Source organism: Trichocoleus sp. ST-U2, assembly GCF_039961875.1.
Taxonomy (GTDB): Bacteria; Cyanobacteriota; Cyanobacteriia; order Cyanobacteriales; family FACHB-T130; genus FACHB-T130.
In genome coordinates this window covers 144,406-163,478 of sequence record NZ_JAMPJY010000011.1, presented here as the reverse complement: position 1 = coordinate 163,478, position 19,073 = coordinate 144,406, and the positions used below count along the sequence as shown (strand labels likewise).

Annotated in this window: 17 protein-coding genes and 1 pseudogene; 9 read left to right on the top strand and 9 right to left on the bottom strand. The window is 44.5% G+C overall.

The genetic code is table 11. The features are described from left to right. Positions 1 to 94: 94 nt before the first annotated feature. Positions 95 to 1,345, bottom strand: a complete 1,251-nt coding sequence (locus NC996_RS10375) for a pentapeptide repeat-containing protein (RefSeq protein ID WP_190682715.1) — start codon at positions 1,343 to 1,345, stop codon at positions 95 to 97. Positions 1,346 to 1,612: 267 nt separating this feature from the next. On the opposite strand from NC996_RS10375, the gene NC996_RS10370 reads away from it, so the two are divergent. From NC996_RS10370 to NC996_RS10360, 3 genes are all read left to right on the top strand, one after another. Beyond that, positions 1,613 to 2,197: a hypothetical protein gene (locus NC996_RS10370; protein ID WP_348259989.1), complete on the top strand. Its 585-nt coding sequence runs from the start codon at positions 1,613 to 1,615 to the stop codon at positions 2,195 to 2,197. Next, on the top strand, positions 2,187 to 2,741 hold the full coding sequence (locus NC996_RS10365; protein ID WP_242037449.1) for an Imm1 family immunity protein: 555 nt from the start codon (positions 2,187 to 2,189) through the stop codon (positions 2,739 to 2,741). The genes NC996_RS10370 and NC996_RS10365 overlap by 11 nt, the downstream gene beginning before the upstream one ends. A 170-nt stretch (positions 2,742 to 2,911) precedes the next feature. Beyond that, positions 2,912 to 3,376, top strand: a complete 465-nt coding sequence (locus NC996_RS10360; protein WP_190682708.1) for a TspO/MBR family protein — start codon at positions 2,912 to 2,914, stop codon at positions 3,374 to 3,376. Here NC996_RS10360 and NC996_RS10355 read toward each other — a convergent pair. Both NC996_RS10355 and NC996_RS10350 read right to left on the bottom strand, forming a co-directional pair. Then, positions 3,357 to 4,694, bottom strand: coding sequence for a glycosyltransferase family 4 protein (locus NC996_RS10355; RefSeq protein WP_242037452.1), 1,338 nt, complete (start codon positions 4,692 to 4,694; stop codon positions 3,357 to 3,359). The genes NC996_RS10360 and NC996_RS10355 overlap by 20 nt on opposite strands. 651 nt (positions 4,695 to 5,345) lie before the next feature. Next, positions 5,346 to 6,578, bottom strand: coding sequence for a glycosyltransferase family 4 protein (locus tag NC996_RS10350; protein ID WP_190682702.1), 1,233 nt, complete (start codon positions 6,576 to 6,578; stop codon positions 5,346 to 5,348). 127 nt (positions 6,579 to 6,705) lie between these two features. On the opposite strand from NC996_RS10350, the gene NC996_RS10345 reads away from it, so the two are divergent. Beyond that, complete coding sequence (locus NC996_RS10345; protein WP_190682699.1) at positions 6,706 to 7,695, top strand: glycosyltransferase; 990 nt, start codon at positions 6,706 to 6,708, stop codon at positions 7,693 to 7,695. 91 nt (positions 7,696 to 7,786) lie between these two features. On the opposite strand, the gene NC996_RS10340 is transcribed toward NC996_RS10345, so the two are convergent. The 3 genes from NC996_RS10340 to NC996_RS10330 all read right to left on the bottom strand — a co-directional run bounded on the left by NC996_RS10340 (position 7,787) and on the right by NC996_RS10330 (position 10,626). After that, a complete protein-coding gene (locus tag NC996_RS10340; RefSeq protein ID WP_190682696.1) occupies positions 7,787 to 8,473 on the bottom strand; it encodes a Rho termination factor N-terminal domain-containing protein in 687 nt (228 codons plus the stop codon). Next, a complete protein-coding gene (locus NC996_RS10335; protein ID WP_190682692.1) occupies positions 8,470 to 9,909 on the bottom strand; it encodes an AAA family ATPase in 1,440 nt (479 codons plus the stop codon). Before NC996_RS10335 ends, NC996_RS10340 begins: the two co-directional genes overlap by 4 nt. Positions 9,910 to 10,191: 282 nt before the next feature. Further along, positions 10,192 to 10,626, bottom strand: a complete 435-nt coding sequence (locus NC996_RS10330) for an HHL1-like protein (RefSeq protein WP_190682690.1) — start codon at positions 10,624 to 10,626, stop codon at positions 10,192 to 10,194. Between the two features lie 64 nt (positions 10,627 to 10,690). Between NC996_RS10330 and NC996_RS10325 the strand changes: the two genes are divergently transcribed. After that, positions 10,691 to 10,879, top strand: coding sequence for a hypothetical protein (locus NC996_RS10325; protein WP_190682687.1), 189 nt, complete (start codon positions 10,691 to 10,693; stop codon positions 10,877 to 10,879). Positions 10,880 to 10,960: 81 nt separating this feature from the next. Next, positions 10,961 to 11,902, top strand: coding sequence for a ParA family protein (locus NC996_RS10320; protein ID WP_190682685.1), 942 nt, complete (start codon positions 10,961 to 10,963; stop codon positions 11,900 to 11,902). Between the two features lie 662 nt (positions 11,903 to 12,564). Here the strand turns inward: NC996_RS10320 and NC996_RS10315 are convergent. Further along, positions 12,565 to 12,930: a cupin domain-containing protein gene (locus NC996_RS10315; protein WP_190527634.1), complete on the bottom strand. Its 366-nt coding sequence runs from the start codon at positions 12,928 to 12,930 to the stop codon at positions 12,565 to 12,567. Between the two features lie 132 nt (positions 12,931 to 13,062). Between NC996_RS10315 and NC996_RS10310 the strand changes: the two are divergent. From NC996_RS10310 to NC996_RS10300, 3 genes and pseudogenes are all read left to right on the top strand, one after another. Beyond that, a pseudogene (locus NC996_RS10310) lies at positions 13,063 to 14,256 on the top strand (transposase). Positions 14,257 to 14,307: 51 nt separating this feature from the next. Next, complete coding sequence (locus NC996_RS10305; protein WP_190682682.1) at positions 14,308 to 14,490, top strand: hypothetical protein; 183 nt, start codon at positions 14,308 to 14,310, stop codon at positions 14,488 to 14,490. 579 nt (positions 14,491 to 15,069) lie between these two features. Next, positions 15,070 to 15,414, top strand: coding sequence for a hypothetical protein (locus NC996_RS10300; RefSeq protein WP_190682746.1), 345 nt, complete (start codon positions 15,070 to 15,072; stop codon positions 15,412 to 15,414). A gap of 73 nt (positions 15,415 to 15,487) precedes the next feature. Here the strand turns inward: NC996_RS10300 and NC996_RS10295 are convergent, their stop codons facing one another. Together NC996_RS10295 and NC996_RS10290 are read right to left on the bottom strand one after the other, a co-directional pair. Further along, the gene (locus NC996_RS10295) at positions 15,488 to 16,009 is read right to left on the bottom strand and encodes a single-stranded DNA-binding protein (RefSeq protein WP_190412086.1); all 522 of its coding nucleotides are present in this window, start codon (positions 16,007 to 16,009) and stop codon (positions 15,488 to 15,490) included. A 183-nt stretch (positions 16,010 to 16,192) separates the two neighbouring features. Then, positions 16,193 to 18,730 (bottom strand): mannose-1-phosphate guanyltransferase, encoded by a 2,538-nt coding sequence (locus NC996_RS10290; protein WP_190682679.1) that lies wholly within the window; start codon positions 18,728 to 18,730, stop codon positions 16,193 to 16,195. Positions 18,731 to 19,073: the final 343 nt, after the last annotated feature.

The window sequence follows — 19,073 nt, the reverse complement described above, 5'->3', positions numbered from 1 at the left end:
GGATGTGACCATTCTTGACCGTTTGAGCAGACGCACAAATAGGGCAGGCAGGCATGAGTGGAAAATATTAGCAAGAATTTCTACTCCTCTATCATTACATGTTTGGTACTACCGACTTAATAACATCTAGATTAAATTTATGAGAGCAAAATAATTGAATTAGCTCAACATCCTTTGACTCATATTTTAAAGCCTCAAAAATATAAAAAGGATGATGATCCATGACATTAGGCTTATCAAAATCACTAAAAAATTTGTAAGTAACTCCATTTGTAATAATGGGAATTTTCACTTTACCTCCATCTCTTATTTTTGCCGAGAAATAGTTAGCTAGCTGACCGTCTTTATCGTCTAAAACTTGGTTTACAGCTTTGGTTTCTATTAACATAACAGGATCGCTTCTGATAAATATCTTATAATCAACCCTTTTATATTTACCGGCTCTCCTCTTTTTTGCATAATCAGCCTTCGATTCTGCTTTGACTACTTCTGGATCATGAATGTTATAACCTAATAATTTAATAAAAGGTAATATCAAAGATGTCTTAGCCTGCTCTTCATTGTCTTCAGGGATAAAAGTTAATAGATTTTGAGTATTCTTAGCGAATACATTGATGTTTTCCGTAAAACTGGCTTTTTTCACTAAAATTGTTCTTTGAATATTCGCCCCTTCTAGTTGTGCATCGGTTAAATCAGCTCCTGCTAAGTTGGAATCACTTAAATCTGCTCCACGTAAGTCTGCTTTAATTAGCTTTTCATTAGCTAAGTTAGCCCGATGTAAATTGTTTCCCTTTAAGTCAGCACCAGTTAAATCAGCTTCAATTAAGCAGATATTAGACAAGTTAGCACCGCTAAAGTTGGCATTTGTTAGAAAAGCACCATATAAATTAGCATTTGTCAAATTTGCTCTTGTAAAATCTGTATAATCGTTAAGGTTAATTTCTTCTAGAAAATCATTAGACTCCTTAATATAAGAGAGCTTTTTTAGCTTATAAATTGCTTGTTTAGCAGCTCTTACTATCCTATAAAAATCAGGAACTGTCTGAGGATGAGGAGCGTTTACAAAACATAAGTTAGTCCTACTGAGATATGCAAAACTCAAGTTAGCACCGATTAGGTTGGCATAACTTAGGTTAGCATCCTGCAATTTTACATAAATTAGTTTGGCATCACTTAAGTTCGCATGACTCAAATTGGCGGTAGCTAGGTAAGCATGTCCAAAATCAGCACCACTCAGATCAGCGTTACTTAGGTTGGCACCACTCAGATCAGCGTTGCTTAGATTGGCAAAAGGAAAACTCCTTTCTCCTGCCGCGTAGCGTTTTAGAAGTTCGGTCGCATCCATATATGTTTTTTTCCGTTGGAAAGTTGACTCTAACTAATTATTCCCAAAATTAATATCCTGCACTACATTTGGTTTATTTTTTCTGTGGAGGTCAGCAATCAACCTGCTATGAAGCCGATACTCGCAAGTTTTTTTGCTGTCCGTTATTTAAGCGTTAGCTATCAATTCGCTAACTAAGCGTTAGCTATCAATGGGCTGTAGCAAAGACAGTAAGCTTACGGTCAGAACTACCTGAATAAAGTAATTCACAGGTAGCAACATAAAAAAATGACAATGCGTAAAGCAATAGACATTGGCTCTTACCGCGTGCGAATCCGGACACAAGCTGCTGGCGAACAAGAGGCTGCAATCTCTCCTGCCAGAGTGGAGGATATGCCGAATAGTTGGGCTTTTCGCTGGCAAGAGTTATGGCAACGTACCGATTTTGAACTGCAAAACATCGTCAAACTGGTATATGAAGAGCAAGTTTGGGGATTAATTAGGTATATCGTCTTTCCTTACCCCGGCACACCGCATACTCTAGAAATTGAGCATTTAGAAACCAATCCTGTTAGTAAAGGTCAACAAACTAACCCCTTGATTGAACCCATAAGAAAATGGTTAATCTGGTATGTGACGCAAGTAAGTTTGCGGTATTGTTCTGGTGGGATGAACGACACACCTCTGATGCTAGTTTCTGTGGATTCAGCCTTTAACTACTATAAAGACATAATCAAAATGCAGTATGTCGGTGCCACAACCATTGCCCCTGGAAAAGATGGATATGTGTTCAAATTCACAAGAGACAACGCCGCAGCCTTCACAAGAAGACAAGAACAACAATTGGGAGTCCCCTCGTCTGTTGACCCCTGAACAAGTTCGTGTGGGGACAAATCAAATAATGTCCTATGCTGAACGTCAAGCCTTTTGGAAAAATTCTGAGGTTGGGAAGTTACTTGGTTTTGACCGCTGGCCCGATTTAGAAGAAAAGGTGGTAACAAAGATAGTATTCCATCTGTCAATGGAAAGATGGATTAACAATAAACTTAAAAGCGAATTAATTAAAGACGCAAATTGGAGCCAAATAGAAGCAGCTATCCGCGAGTTAGATGGCAAAAGCAAAACTTTAGTTACATTGGGTGCTGATGATGAAACTTATATGAGTATTGGAGGTGGTGAAGCGGGAAAATATATTGTTACTGTAACTTTTGATACCCTTAACTTTCATGTGTTAATTGAGCCATCAAAACCAGATGAAACAGAAAAGCTAGTTGTGGGTGGACAAGAAGGGATTTATCCCGCCAAGATGTGTGTGGATTTGCTCCGATGCCTCCTGGCTGCTAGAACATTTACAGAGACAGGGAAACTTGAGCCATTACTTGCTTGGGAAGAAGATAAGTCCTTAGTAAGGGTGTGAAAGTGCGTAAGCGTTGCGGCTGCGTCAGCAGCATCACATTCCCTAACCACAACATAAGTTAAGCGCGATCGCTTCTTAGTTTCAGACTAGGGAGTGATTACAGCTTCCTCCTGAACTTGACACAATCGCTACAAAGGGCTAGCAGGTCTGGTGGAGCGAAGGGAAGGGGAATGGTTATTAAATCTTGGATGGTGATTGGGGGCGTGACTCTTTTAGTGGCGATGGGGAGTAACATCATTACGCCAAATGATGTTAAGTGGTTCAAACGCCTGCAACGACCAAGGTGGTTAACATTTGAGCCATTAATTCCATTCATCTGGACAGTCGTTTTTATTTGCGGTGCTTGGTCAGCTTATATCGTCTGGGAACGCACCAAAAATTGGTGGCTGATGGCGTTCTATCTTTTAGTAGAAATTGCGATTGTCGCCTATAACCCAATGATGTTGAGGCTACGCAATCTTAAAGTTGGGACAATTATTGGCACAATTGGTTCCGTTTTAGGTCTAATTCTGGCACTAACAGTCTTACCGATTTCCGGCTGGGCGTCTCTGTTGCTAGTTCCCTATGTGCTGTGGAGTCCGGTTGGAACTTTTACTACCTGGAAAATGATGCAGCTTAATCCTGACGATGCTTAGAGACGCGGACGACGCCTCCTGACCGCTTCTTACTAGGTTGAGATGAATGGTACCAACGCAAGGGTTTAACTTCTGTCGAAGCATCGAGTTCTATTGTTTCGCGGACTGCCTGATGCAAAATCGCTGAGTACTGCCGTGCAATAATCTCTGGGGTGAAGTTTGACTCCAAGTAGTAACGCCCTGCACGTCCCATTCGACTGGCTAATGGGGGAGAATTCACTAAACTCTGAATAAAGTTAGCCAAACCGTTCGCATCTTCATTGTTGAAAGCAGCGCCGCACTTGGCTTCAGTTATCAGCTGGCGAAGATAGGAATGGGGTTCGCAAATGACAGCAAGGGGACGCCCTGCGGCTAAGGCAGCGTAAAGCTTACTGGGAACGACTAATCCTTCCATTCCAGGGCTAATGCTGACTAAAGACAAGTCGCAAGCGGTAAGGGAATAAGGTAAGTTCTCCTTATTTTGATAGGGCAAGAAGCGACAATTGCGTAAACCCATCATGCTGACTTTATTGATACAACTTTGACGCTTGGCACCATTGCCAATAAAGACAAATTGAATGGGTTCATCTTCCAAGAGTCTGGCGGCTTCCAGAATTGTATCCATATCATGACAGCGCCCCATATTGCCGGAGTATAGGACGGTAAAGGTATCAACTAGATTAAACTCCTGGGCAAACCAGTTATCTTGTTTGGGAATCGGTACAATCCGATCTGGATCTGCCCAGTTATGAATTACAGAAATCTTATTGGCAACCTCCGGGCATTTGGCAGTGACGCGATCTTTCATTGAGGGGCTGAGGACGATAATTCTTTGAGCTTTTTTCCAGATGCATCTGTTGACAAAATCCCACAATCGAGCTAGCCAATTTTGGGGGCGAACCACATTTAGTTCGACGGCAACATCGGGATATAAGTCGTAGAGCAGACAAACATAAGGCACACCAAAGCTTAAGTTCGCTAAGTACCCTAGAATCGGCAAGAAGGGGGGAGCGGTCGTGAGGAGCAAAACATCGCCTCGCCCAGCCGTCTGGAGTAGATGAAGTCCAGAACGCACGCAGAATAATAACCCATTGATGGCTTTGCCGCGAATTCGCTGAGGCCACATTCGAGAAGTGCGCGATCGCTGCACGACAACTTTATTACAATGCTCGATTGCGGGTGCAGAGTGCTTTTGGAAGGCATACCCTGGCTGTCCGGTAAAAATTTGCACCGGCAAACCCAGTTGTCCTAAGTTAGCGGCTAGCTCTTCAATCAGCTGCCCAGTCGCTGCGTAGTCTGGTGGATAAAACTGCGTAATGATAGACAGTTTTATAGGCATTAAAGGAGCCAACGATTCTCGGCTCAATGAGCTTGGCTCTGGAAACCCGCCCCTACCAATATGCTCTTCTGAAATGTTCCCGTTGCTCATGCCGCCTCGCTGACTTCGTAGGGATATGGTGTAATTTACGTTACTGCCGTGCAGTATTGACAATTCGCTCGTAGACCGGCGGATGAGCTAAAGCCAATCAAGAGCTGGAATTTTCCACGTTTTGGCGGTTAATTGCCGTGTACATAAAAATATACTTATCTATCTGCCACAAATTATCCTGCTTCCATCCGAAATCACCTGTAAAGACTGATTAGAGACTCCCTATAGATTGATGTCGCCTCTCCAAAGGAGGAGTCCATTTCACACTTTTTATGCATGATGCCATTCGGTAGATGATTATTCATCGATCGGAGTTTGGAGTATCTTTCGAGCATATCAACTAGATGTAAAACACGTTCTGCCATGTATGTGATGGTTTAAAGGCAGGTAATCAGGATCGTCGATGTGCTTAGGGTAGGGTGTTTAGGAGAGTAGCTGAATCCGGAACCCCGCTCCAACCCTTGTGAATAAAAATTTATTCTCGATCTTCCCTTGCAAAAGCAGGCGGATAGAGGGGATAGGGGGAGCGAGAAATCCTACTTGTCTTCTTAACGAGGGATTTTAAGATGAATGCAGTACCTGTTCGTAACGAGATCCAGCGCTTTCCCAGGTGTACTCTGTTTCGATGAGCGATCGCGCATTTTTCGATAACTGCTCTCGAAGCTGGGGGTTTTCAAACAGCTTAGAGATCGCATCTACATACTCTTCCACCCGATTAGCCCGTAACGCGCGTAACGGCACGCTTTCCCCTTCCACAGCTAATCCTTCCAAACCGCGATCGCTCCCCACTACGGGCACCCCAGCTGCCATTGCCTCCAACGTTTTATTTTTGATCCCAAATCCTGTCCGCATTGGCACCACGCAGACGCAAGACTTGTGCAAATACTCTGCCATTGAAGGTACACGCCCCGTAACCGTAATCCCAGGACGCTTCCCTAAATCTACAACTTCCGTTCCAGGACGAGCGCCCACCAGTTCCAGCGTCGCATCCGGATATCGCTTCTGAACCTCCGGGAACACCTCCAAGCTAAAAAAGCGCACCGCATCAATATTCGGCGTGTTATCCATCGCCCCAATAAAAATTAATCGGTGTCCCCCCGGATCGGCGGAACGCATCGGAAACTGAGTAAAATCTACCCCATTCGGAATGACTTGAATTTGGGCGTTGGGATTAAATTTCTGAATTTGTTGCTTATCTTCCTCCGTCGTCACCACAATTGCCGAAAATTTAGAACAGTAGCGCTGCTCATAGCGGCGCAACAGCGGCAAATTCAGCTTGTCTCGCAATGGCTTCTCAGATGTCCCCGTTTCCAGCTGGTTCTTGCACGTCCCGTAGACAGAACTATGAATATTCACCAACGTCCGCAGCGCTGAGGTTTTTCCATCCTTGCGCCGCCACTCAGGACGCACATAGATTTCATTCACGCAATGTTCGCAAGTAATCGCCTCAAACTTGCCAGCAGCGACTGCTTCATCCACCCATTTCTGAATCTCTGGCGAGTAGAGAGACAGCACGCTGGGGGGTGTTCCCTCCTGCAAAAACGTACTGAAGCGCCGCAGTTTCCCCAACACGCCTCCTTGAGAATTTTCCTGTGGGCGGGGGAAAACTACCAACTCGTCCACCCACTCTTGCAGTCCTTTGATTTCTTCGTCCGTAACATCTCCACTGCGCTGCGTAATTAGAGTAATCGCATGGCTAGACTTGAGATACTTGAGTAAATTAAACGTCCTTACTTGCGTTCCTCCCCGTGTTGGCGGATAGGGAAAGGTGGAAGAGAGCATTAAAATCTTCATCGTAGACTGAGCGTTTGGTTAGATTTTACGGAGAGGGATAATATCGATACTATAGACTTTCGCCTCATACTAGACTTGCCAGAGCGTGTCTCTACTGCGTAAAAATAATCAGTAACAACTTCAGCTTATGCCCAAAGTTAGCATTTCCATCCCCACCTACAATCGAGCTAATTTGTTGCCTTATGCAGTAAATAGCGTACTGGCTCAAACTTATACAGATTTTGAACTAATTATCTGTGACGATGGTTCTACTGATGACACCCCAGCAGTAGTGAGTCAATGGAACGATCCGAGAATTCGCTATATTCGGCACCCGGTTAATATTAAGCGCAGCCGAAATATGCGTTCTGGTTTTGATGCCGCTGGTGGAACTTATTTTATTAAATTTGACGATGATGATGCGTTAACGCCTGAATTTTTAGAAAAAACGGTAGCTGTTTTAGACGCTAATCCAACCATAGATTTTGTTTGTACAAACCACTGGATTATAGATGCCAGGGGAGAAAGAAATGAATCAGCTACGTTAGAAAATTCTGCTAAGTGGGGGAAGGACAAACTTAACGAGGGAATGATTCCCGATCTAATTACGGAAACTTTCCAAAAACAAAGCTTACAGGTTGGTTCTACGCTCTTTCGGATGGAGTGTTTGAAAGAAGTTGATTATATGCGCCCGGAAGCAGATGGTTGTGAGGATTTTGATTTACTGGTGAGGTTAGCGATCGCAGGCAAAAATGGATACTTCCTGCCAGAATTTTTGATGGAATATCGAATGCATGGCGGTCAAACCAGTCTGAAACAAAATATTCACTTTTTAAAAGCAAAATCTTTCTGTCTAAATAGTTACAAATTTCCGGAAGAACAATTAGAAAAAGCCCGATTAAATAAACTTGCCGGAACCCGGAAAGCACTGGGCTTAAGGCTGATTGAAAATGGCGAAACCTCAGAAGGACGCAAGCTTTTGCAAGAATCTAGCCAGATTTTGGGGAGTTCGCGTCAAGCAAAATTAGGGATTGTGCTGTCTTATTTGCCTACCAGCTTACGACAATTCGCTCTCCAAACTTTTCGTCGAATCCGTCCCAAAGATTACGCTGAGCAAGTTCGGAAAGCAGCTAATTGATGAGAAAGTAAATGGAAGCGATCGCTATTAGCCGTTAACTGCAAGGCGCTACGTTTATAATGCGTTGCGCTAAGTGAATTAATGAGGTTATTTACTTTTGACTGGCATCGGCTTTTTGAAGAGCTGCAATGAGTTGCTCTTTTTTCATCTTTGAACGTCCCTCTATGTTCCGTTCTGCCGCGATCGCTTTTAGCTCCGGAACTGGCATTCCAGCGTAGTCCGGTTTTTTAGTTGGAGGTGTATCATCTCCCGCAGTTCCTACTTTTCCTTGGTGATTCAGGATTGGTTCAATTTTCCGAACAAATTCATCAATATGTTCGCCGATCCTGTTGCTAATCATTTGAATTTTTCTATCTATTAAACTTTCAATTTCAGGCAATAAAATTTTAAATTGTATTGCATTATTTGATGACTCAACCATATTTAAAGGCTGTATGTCAGCAACTTGGGACTCATTATTAAAAGATTCTCGATTTCTCAGGACTTTAACCTGATCCATGAGAACTTCCTCATTTTCTGATTCAATAATGAAAGCTCCAATCATTTCCCCTTTACGAGGATCTATCTCACGAGCCTTAACAGCAGCGTAGTATTCAAAGTGTCCGTTAACTACCTCATAGGATTCCAGGCTGGTTCTACGAATAACTGGAGGATTAATAATACCTTCAGCTTTTAAAATTAACTCAGCAGTCAGGTTCAACTCATCCTCTGAAAATTCTGAACGGGGCATATTAGAGTTAATTTTTTTTACTGCTACGAGCGAAGTAGATAATTTCATGTAGTTAGTCCTATTGCTCGCAAAACTTCTTCTGCTAGTAGATTAAATTCTTGAGCGGAGGTAGAATCCGGCTTGAAATCAAGCACCGAGATTGGATCTGGTATTTCCATGTTACCTACAATCTGAACTTTTTCGGTACACTTTGCCAGCTCCTCTCTTTCATAAATAACGCTTTCCATTACTTTCAAATCGTAGCGTTTGGGAATTACCTCTAAGCGCCGTGGTAAAGTATATTGAACAAATCTTGAATTCGTAGATATTTTACTAGGAAGAACACCTAATATTTCAATAGCTGGTTTATTGAGAAATTTTCTGAACTCATTATTTGTTTTAACAAAATCCTTGACGTTTACTAACCCTTGATTAGCAAAGGGTTTTAGATCGGAAGGAATAATTAGATAGTCAGCGGTGATTAGAGCAATTCTGGCATAAAGGTTTAAAGATGGTGGCGTATCAATAATTACAACATCGTATTGAGCCTCTACTGCTTTTAGTTTTTGCAGGAGCATTAGTTTACTAGAATCTTGTTGGTTTAGCTCAATTTCGTATTGCATTAAACTGATGTGGGAAGGCAACACATCAATTTCAGGGTTACTATACTGAGATTTCTTAGCAACTTCGTTTATAGGGTAAAACTCTTCTGACCTCAATAGATGACGAACATTGCAATCTTTTAGCTCATCTAGTTCTTCATCATCAAATTTTGCTAAACCTGCGGCAAAGGTAGTGTTAGCTTGACTATCTAAGTCAACAATCAGGACTTTTTTGCCTTTCTTTCTGATAGCAGCGGCTAGGTTAACAACGGTTGTTGTTTTGCCTACGCCGCCTTTGTTGTGGTAAACCGCAATTGTTTTCACAGTATGTTGCCTTTTTGGTTGAATAATTGGTGTGGATCTGAGTTGAGAATTAATTAATTCAGGTTGTAATGTTTTTTCCTCTACCAAAGGTTCATTTTGAGCGTTTTCAAGATTAATTTTGATATTGGTTGGATCTTCAGTAGTTTTTTCATTTAAGTTATTTCTACCAATAATAGTTTTTATATTGTCTATTTTAGAGCTAATCTCTCTGCCGGAACAGTGAAATACTAGCTGAATATTATCCTGATTTTTTTTATAAATTCTGAGTTCCTTGCCATTTGTTAACAATCCATATTCTACATTCAAACTCATTAAGTAGCGATTGAGTCTGCCAGTATGTCTATTTAAGTTTTGATTGGGATGCTTTGCTTCCATTACAACGCTTAATGGCGAGTTGTCATCCAACACAAATGGGATGACTTGCGCTGCAAATGCCAAAAAGTCTAATCGAATACTGCCAACGGCAATCTCTTGATGCCAAGTTTCTGGAGTATATCCTAGCTGTGGCAGCAGATATTGAACGATGAGTTTACTTTCTACTTCACTCTCATTTCGGCAAAGCTCAGGGTTGAAGTTCAATTGTGTTCTTCCTCTCCACGGCACTCATTGAAACCTTAAACCTATCTGATTGTCCTCAGAGTGAGGTTTTTCGTATTAGGGTATTGACCGCTTCTTAAGGACATGGGTCAAGTTCCTTTTAAAGTTTAGCGTCTGCTCAACTGGCAGTGGCAAAAGTGAGTTGGATGCGATCGCGTTTTCTTCTCGACTACGCAAACAGCCGTTAAAAACGGCATATTCTATGCGAGAAGGGCTTATGTACATACCAGCGGAGCGATCGCATCCTTGCACTAAACAACAAAATTAACCCCGTTTCAATAGCCCAGAGAAGCTATTCTTCAGCTTATCGATCGTTGCTTGAATCGCGTTCGGGACAGATGGCTGAGGAGGAACGGCAACTTGGATTGGCTCATCTGCATATTCAGAACCCTTGAGGCGATAGCCGTATTCCAAATTGTTCTGGTTCTTGCGGAGGACGGGAAATAGACGGAAGGCTCCTTGGCGTAAGTCTTCTTGGGTGTCGAAGATGGCTTGATTAATCTTACTGGTGCGATTCACCGCTAGGGAACCGACTGGAAACCAGTTTTTTTTACCTTGAATGCGAATGTAAATATTGAATTCTGGTACTCCGTCCCCCTTCATCTTGTCGTACTGCTTGGATGCTTCCGCGCGTTTGGTGGAGCTTTTGGGAGTTTTTTTGGTTTTTTGAACTTTGCCAATTCCACTATTAGTTGTCATAGATATTGATTGGTGTTTTGCTTTATTTATAAAAGTTTACATAATTTTCAGAAATCTGGGATAGTTGATTTCAGCGCAAGTTCTGGGCAAACGCTGTAGGGTAAGAGAAGCGATCGCACGTGCCATCGCTATTCTGGAGAGATTCCGCTTTGATAGGCGATATCCGTGGCGCACGGAACACCGCGATCCCAAATCGTCGCAACTCTCATATCGCGCTATTGCCTTACGACGGCGAATCCAAGATTATTATTAAGGCTGTAACAGTTGACCAGGGATTGAGTGACTGCGATTCGCTTTGTATTTAGCGGGGCGTAGGCTTGAGAGGAGCTAACAAATGGGATATGTAATTGCAACGGTAAACATGAAAGGCGGCGTCGGTAAGACGACTCTCAGTGTCAACTTGGCGACTTGTTTAGCCAAACATCATGGGAAACGGGTTCTAGTCGTCGATTTAGACACGCAAATCAGTGCTACGCTCAGCCTGATGTCCCCACAGGACTTTGGAAAGAGCCGGAAAGAGAAACGCACGTTGAGACAGCTGGTTTATAAAGCAGTTAGACCCGATAGTCCAACCAATCTTTCAATCCAAGATATTATTCAGCCTTACGTTTGCACGGTTAAAGGGCTGGATTTATTGCCGGGGGATATCGATCTCTACGATGAATTTTTAGTGTCTGAGATGCTTCATGAAAGAGCACTAAGGGATGGCAATAGTAATTTCATTCAAGTTTGGAATGAGTTTGAAAAGCAATTAGTCAGAGGGATTTTACAGCCGGTAATTAAAGATTACGACTTCATTATTCTGGACTGCGCTCCTGGCTACAATCTTTTGACTCGTAGTGGGATTGTCGCTAGTAATTTCTACTTGCTGCCAGCTAGACCAGAACCTTTATCCGTTGTAGGAATTCAACTGCTAGAAAGACGGATTAATAAGCTCAAAGAAAGTCATAATTTGGATGGCTTACTCAATCTCCGCCTGATGGGAATTGTCTTTATTATGTCAGGGAACATTCTGAGTGGAAGATATTACCAGCAAGTGATGCAGCGAGTTACTGAAGATTTTACCCCGGCTCAAATTTTCAAAACCCGCATTCCAATGGATGTAAATGTCTCTAAGGCAGTTGATAGTTTTACCCCGGTGAGTCTCAACAACCCCAATTCATCTGGCTCTAAAGCATTCCTTAAGTTAACGCAAGAGTTTTTACAGAAGTTACAAGTTTCTGGTGGTATCTACCAGGCTCCAGAAGCCAAGGTGAACTTAGCCAACCTCGATTGAAGATTCGTAATGAGCGGTTAACGGTTGATTGATTAACCTCCGATTTTTTGGGTAGGGGCTTTTTCTGCGCCATGCCCCTACTTAATCCACGTTCCGAAGGTTCCTATCGCCCTAGGATTCTCCGCTACGGACTTATATGGGTTTCGTGGATGCGACGCTCGTATCCTTGCATACCCGCGATTCCCACTTAACTTTGTTTCATAATCTCAATAGTATCTCCCTGCAAAAACATGAATTTTGGTTTCATTTACGGGTGCTTCTGAAAATGCCTGCTAAAGTAAAAATATGAAGCTAAACAGCTTCCCTGACAGATTCTACAGCGCGGTTCACATACGACTTGAGAGGTAAAAACGCTGTTTCATTTAACATCTGTCTCATCCAACAACAGCAGCACTCATCCAGAAGGCTGATATTTCCTAAGCTAGTGACTAGGGAGCGATGCAACTAAACTTTGTAAGTTAGTGCAACTCCACGTCGAATTGCCCATAAGAGGAAATCACTTAGCGAGTCTGGTTGGAGTGCTATTGTTGTTTTAAAGATTTAAATTTAATGAATCCAGCATTTCCCAACAAGGAAGCAATTCAAAAGTAATGCGATCGCTTGCAACAAAATGTCTGTAGCAGGCAAATTATAAATTTTGCCTGCGTTTGTGGTTTGTGTACTCAAGCGTCGTAAATTGTTTCGTCTTCCTTACGCCACGCCGGATCGACAATGCAGATAAACACCAACGGTTCAGTTCCGCAACTGTGAATAAATTGCTTGGCATTCGGCGGAATATACACCGCATCTCCAGGTTCTACCAACTGGGTTTCATCATCAATGTGCATCTCACCAGCACCGCTAAGGATGTAGTAAACCTCGGAAGTTGTTAGCGAGTGCGGCGTCGAAGTTTGTCCCACCGGCAGAATCGCGTGAGCCAAGCTATAACGCAATTCTACCGGCTGTTTATCTGGATGCAATAACTCCCTCAACTGAGTGGCATCACCGGCAATAAATTCTTCGCAGTCATGGAGCTTTTGAATTAGCATTCTCGATTCAGAGAGTAAAAAAACACCCGCAGTAATCTTACCCAAAAATTACGGGTTTAAAGCCCCGTCCTTCTAGGGCGATTTTTCTTTGTTTATAGCAATAAGTTGCTATAAACAGGGTAGGATATCCCCATGATTGTATTAGAGTTCAAGTTAAAAGGTGGACATGAGCAGTATCGGGTCATTGACGACATGATCCGAACCGCGCAGTTTATCCGCAACAAAACACTCCGGTACTGGATGGACAATCAAGGAATTAAGCTCTCTGACCTCTACAAATAATTTGCTGTATTAGCCAAAGAGTTTGATTGGGCAGACAAGCTTAACTCAATGGCGCGTCAAGCCTCAGCTGAACGCGCCCTGATTGCAATTCAACGTTTCTTTGCTAATTGCAAAGCGAACTCGCCTTGGAAGAAAGGATTCCCGCAGTTCAAGAAGTGTACTCGCTCTGTAGAGTACAAGACTAGCGGGTGGAAGCTTTCTTCCGATAAGAGACACTTGACTTTCACGGATGGCTTTAAAGCTGGAACGTTTAAGTTAGTCGGCTCTCGCGACCTATATTTCTACGCTTCCGAAGAGATTAAGCGAGTGCGGGTAATCCGTCGCGCTGACGGCTACTACAGCCAGTTCTGCATCAATGTAGAACGAGTAGAAGAAATCGTTCCTACGGGCAAAGCGGTTGGGCTGGATGTGGGATTAGCCCATTTCTACACCGACAGCACAGGAGAAACTGTTCCAAACCCTCGCCATCTTCAAAAAAGCGAGAAAGCCCTGAAGCGCTGGCAACGAAGAGTTTCTAAGAAAAAGAAAGGATCAGCCAACCGCCGGAAAGCCATTAATCGGCTAGGAAGAAAACACCTAAAAGTCAGTAGACAGCGTAAAGGCTTCGCCGTAAAAACGGCGTTGTGCGTGGTGAAATCTAGCGATTTCGTAGCCTACGAAGACTTGCAGGTGAAGAATATGGTGAAAAACCACAAGCTTGCCAAAAGCATTAGTGATGCAGCTTGGTCACAGTTCGCCCAATGGTTGCAGTATTTAGGGAAGGTGTACGGAAAAACAGTAGTTGCTGTTGCTCCTCAATATACATCCCAAGATTGTTCTAACTGCGGTGCGACAGTTAAGAAGTCGCTATCAGTCAGGACTCATGTATGTGGCTGTGGAACTGTATTAGACCGCGACCACAACGCCGCACTAAACATTTTGGCTATAGCTTTAAGGTAAACAGGTATTGATTTAAATACGGCGGGGCACGCCGGAATTAACGCTTTCGGACAGACCGATCTCTACTCGCGGGTGGTGACATCAACGAGCAAATCGACTGGTTGAAGAAAGAATCTCGCGCGTTTACGCCGAGCAGTGTCAAATTGTGTCTTGAGAATGGAACGAAAAACCCGGAATTGGACGATAGTCGGAGCAGTTAATCGCCTCTTCAGTCTGGGCAATACTGGGTTGCACGGTACACTTGAGCCGGTAATCGCCGGTAAAATATCGGCAATTGGTACAGGGTACGCTGTGCATTTGCTTCGCTTTGGTAAAACTCGCGGAGATCGTACTAAATAAACTCCAGCCAATCAAAAGGAGCAACATCCACGCACACAAAAAGCATAGAGGTACTAAAACTGGCTGGATTGCATGAACCAGAACGTATAAAAGTTGAAACACAGGCTATTTTTTGAGGAGGAGTGAACAGAGCTACTTAAACAAAATTACTTCACTTCCTCAAAGTTCGCCTCATAATTAGGGCTTAGTTGTAAATTTTTGTAAAGATTAGTTTGCCTTGTAGAAGTGGCACTACTTTGTGCCTAGATAATTTGTGCCTACATAAATTGATAGATAGACAGTTGCAGAGCAGAAAGTTAGAATACAACTTCCTACCCAGGAAGTAATTATCTTGATTAAGGGGTCTTACGCTCTTTTGTGGTGTAAGGGGTTGTGCATTTACTGCGACGGACCAGAAAGATCGCTGGCAACCGGAACGGCAAGCGAAACAAGGCTGGAAAGCAAAACGTTCTGCCGCCGGGAAAGGCGAAGGCGAAGCACTTCTACGCAGAATCTACGCAGAATTGAAAAACTGCTCTAGGTTTTCTGCGCGATCGCTTCGCTTATATAGATGCTGCCACGCTGTTACGGTATGCACCCATGCTTATCCCTTCATCTAGCAACGACAGCACCACCTTCCCCCTAGAACTCGCCCTCTGTAGGTCAAAGCTTGAGAGCGAGGCTTCCGCGCGCTATGCGGCTGGGGAAAACGCTCTGATCTCCTATGGCCTTTCAACCAAGAAAAGCTATGACTTAGGCACTCAAGGCGCATCGCTCATGCCTTTGCGAGAGCGAGACGTGACAGCACTGGCAGTGCTATTTGAACGAGATGACAGTGAGGAAATTGAAGCAGATATTAACCACAACCTCATCTGGCTGTGGCCTGAACCTTGCTGGGATGACGAAGATCCCTTTGATTTTTTGGGCGATTATCTTCACAAATAGCGATTAGTTACGAGTGATTAGCCCTTAGCCATGAATATGTTGCCAAAGACTAATGACTCATGACCCATGACGGCTAAAAGGGGATATCGTCGATATCTCCTTGAGGCGGTGGGGTGGAACGGCTGCCCGTTCGGGAGGGAACGCGACTGGGCGGTGTTTCCTCTGTTGGGAAGTCTCCAGACATTCCCCCATCGCTGTCATCAGCGGGTGCGGAGGTAGGACGACGAGAACCCATTGGAACGACATTGCTGGGAGGAGTCGATTCGGCTACCGAAGTGTCAAAATCTGTATCGATTGCCACTTTGTGAATCCGGGAAACCGTTAACTCGGCGCGTTTTTCTTTAAAACCTTCTTGTCGGTCAATGGTGTTCATTGTCAGGCGACCTTCAAGGATGACGCGATCGCCCTTCTTGAAACTTCCCTGAATTTCTTGCGCTAAATTGCCCCAGCCGACGACCTTCACCGTTGCCGGGGGGTCTTCCGCCCGCAGTCCAGGAAACTGTACCATCATCTCCGTAACCGCCGTTTGGGTATCCGGCGTGTAACGAAGTTGCGGTTCCCTGATAATCTCCGCCATTAAAATGCAGCTGTTCATAACTCCAAGATCCTCGCGCTGAACCGAGCGGCCTCATTCATAATAGAACAAATGTACCAAAGAAGACCCAAAAGTGGGTATGGTAACGGGTAATTGGTTATTCGCAATTCGTCATTCGTCATCAGCGAATAACCAAGGATGAAGGAGCGATCGCTCTTCACCGATTACCGATTACCTAACACCCTACACCAATTGCAATTTAACTTCCTCCACACCTTCCTCTTGGTCAACAAACGATTGAACCCGACCGCGATACTCCCGTAAGGTTTCATCAACCCAATCCCGGTCATTACTATTGGCGAAGATATGCACCAGCGGCTCACCCGCATCCGGCAACACTAGTACCCAGCTATCATCCTGGTAGTTGCAAATCTTCACTCCATCCACTAATTCCAGATGTTCGGCTGGGTGGGTTTCTACTAAATGGCGCATCAAGGCTCCTTTTGCCGTCCAGGGGCAGCGCACCGTGTAACTCTTGTGGTAAACCCGGGGGAGATCGGCGCGGATCGCCGCCAGATTTCGCTCTTGCATCGTTAGCATCTCCATCATCTTGGCAATGCAGAACATGGCATCAAACCCTGGATGCAGCTGTGGAAAAATAAAGCCCATTTCCCCACTGCCACCCAGTACTACATTCGGATTCGCTTGAGACGCTTCCATCAACGCCGTGGGATTTGCCTTCGTGCGAATCACCTTAGCATCGTGGCGACGAGCAATCTGTTCTACCGCACTGCTGCTATGCACCGGCACCACCACCGTTCCTCTGGGATGAGCGGTGAGAATCATGTTAACCATCAGCGCTGTCAACATTTCACCGCGAATCGGCGTACCCGATTCATCCACCAAAATTAACTGTTCTCCGTTTGCTGATACCTGGACGCCAAAATTTGCTTTTAGCGCTTCTACCACATGACCCAGCTGATTAAGCAACGCTTCTCGTTCTGCCGCAGCCAGTCCCGTTTGATTCAAGCTGGCATTCAGTACCACAGCATCACAGCCAAATTTTGCCAACAGTTGTGGCAGGATGGCTCCTGAAACTGCATAAACGTAGTCAATGACTACCTTCGAGCCTGAGTTGCGAATTGCCCCCGTATTGAGATGATTCTCAAACGCCGTGCTGTAAACATCTAGCACCTGGCTGGGGTAGGCGACATTTCCAGTTTCTTGAATCTGGACTCGCCGCAAGTCTTCCTTAAAATAAGCCCCCTCAATTTTTTTCTCTTGGGATTTCGAGATATTGATGCCCTGCCGATCGAAAAATTCGATCAAAATGTGGTCGGGTCGATCTGGATGCACCCGCACGTGGATACCTCCGGCAACTGAGTAAGTGGGAATAACCGTGCGGGAAATTGGGATTGCCGTTGCTTCCAGGTTTTGGACGTGGATGCCCACCGACATCAAACCAGCAATCAAAGCGCGACTGACCATGCGGGAAATATTCCGCTGGTCGCGGGAGATGGTGATCTGGGAACCGGGCTTTAATGTGGAACCGTAAGCTGCACCCAGTTTGACAGCAAATTCTGGAGTGATGTCGATATTCGCTAACCCACTCACACCGCGTTGCCCAAACAAATTGCGATGAGCCGTGTGACCCCAAATCAAGTTAATGTTTAATGTCGCGCCCGATTCAATTTGTTTGCTAGGCCAAACACGCACCTGGGGCGAAACTTGCGCTTCTTCCCCAACGGTAGAGAGCGAACCCACGACGGCTCCTTCCAAAACGTGCGATCGCCTATCGACTCTGGTGCCGCGACCAATCACGCAAGCCCGCAGATGCGCTTCCTCGCCAATAATCGCTCCATTCCAGACAATCGGACGCTTCAAGTTTGCGTCAGCTCCAATCGTTACATTGTCGCCAATTGAGGTTCCTGGCTCGATATGCACTCGTGCCCCAATTCGGCAGTTATTCCCGATCAGTGCAGGCGCTTCAATTTTGGCTGAGGGGTCGATATGAGTGTTCTGACCTATCCACAGTCCGGGAGACACTTGCTCGTAAGCAAAGTCTAATTTAACTTTTTGATGTAAGCCATCATATTGAGACTCTCGGTAAGCATCTAAATGACCTACATCGCACCAATATCCTTGGGCAACGTAGCCGTACATCGGCTCGTCTTGTTCCAATAGCAATGGGAATAAGTCTTTCGAGAAGTCAGACTCCTGATTGCTGGGGAGGTATTGTAGGACTTCTGGTTCCAGAATGTAGGTGCCGGTGTTGACAGTATCGGAGAAAATTTCGCTAGAAGAAGGCTTTTCTAAAAACCGACGAATTCTCTGTTTTTCATCTGTAATTACCACGCCAAATTCAATCGGGTTGGGAACTTGGGTTAAAATCAGGGTTGCTTTTGACTTCTGTTTTTTGTGAAATTCAATTGCTTGGGTTAAATCAAAATCAGTAATGCTGTCGCCGCTAATGACTAAAAAGGTTTCATCTAGTAACTCAGCAATGTTCTTGACGCAACCAGCCGTACCTAAAGGCTGGTCTTCTTCAATCGCATAGGTGATCTGCACTCCAAAGTCGCTGCCGTCCTGGAAGTAGTCTCGCATGACATCAGGGAGATAGTGCAGAGTGGCTATAACCTCTGTAATCTGATGCCGCTTGAGCAGATTGATAATGTGTTCTGCAATCGGTCGATTCAGAATCGGCACCATCGGTTTGGGAAGATCGCACGTCAGCGGTCTCAGCCGCGTTCCCGAACCGCCAGCCATCAGCACTGCTCGCATAAGTCCTCCTGATTCTTTGTTATGGTACGGGCGTGACCTTGATGATTTAAGTTGACCTAAGTCTTGTCTTTTAGTCTCCTATACCCTTGAAATTTAAGGTATCCCTCATAAGATTAGAGTGCAGCCTTGACTCTGGGCAAATCCTTTGAGGCTTTCATTTTAAAGCAGATGTTAAATTTAGCGGCGACTCCCTAATTATCTCGTTGATTGCTGGTATCTGCTGGCTCCTCGATCTAGAAAATTGCTTTTGTTACATCTTGAGGGTGCAGCTACAACTCAACCTCGGATAGGTTAGAACTGAATCAATGCTACTTTGCCGTGTAGCCGGAATCAATTGCGTAGT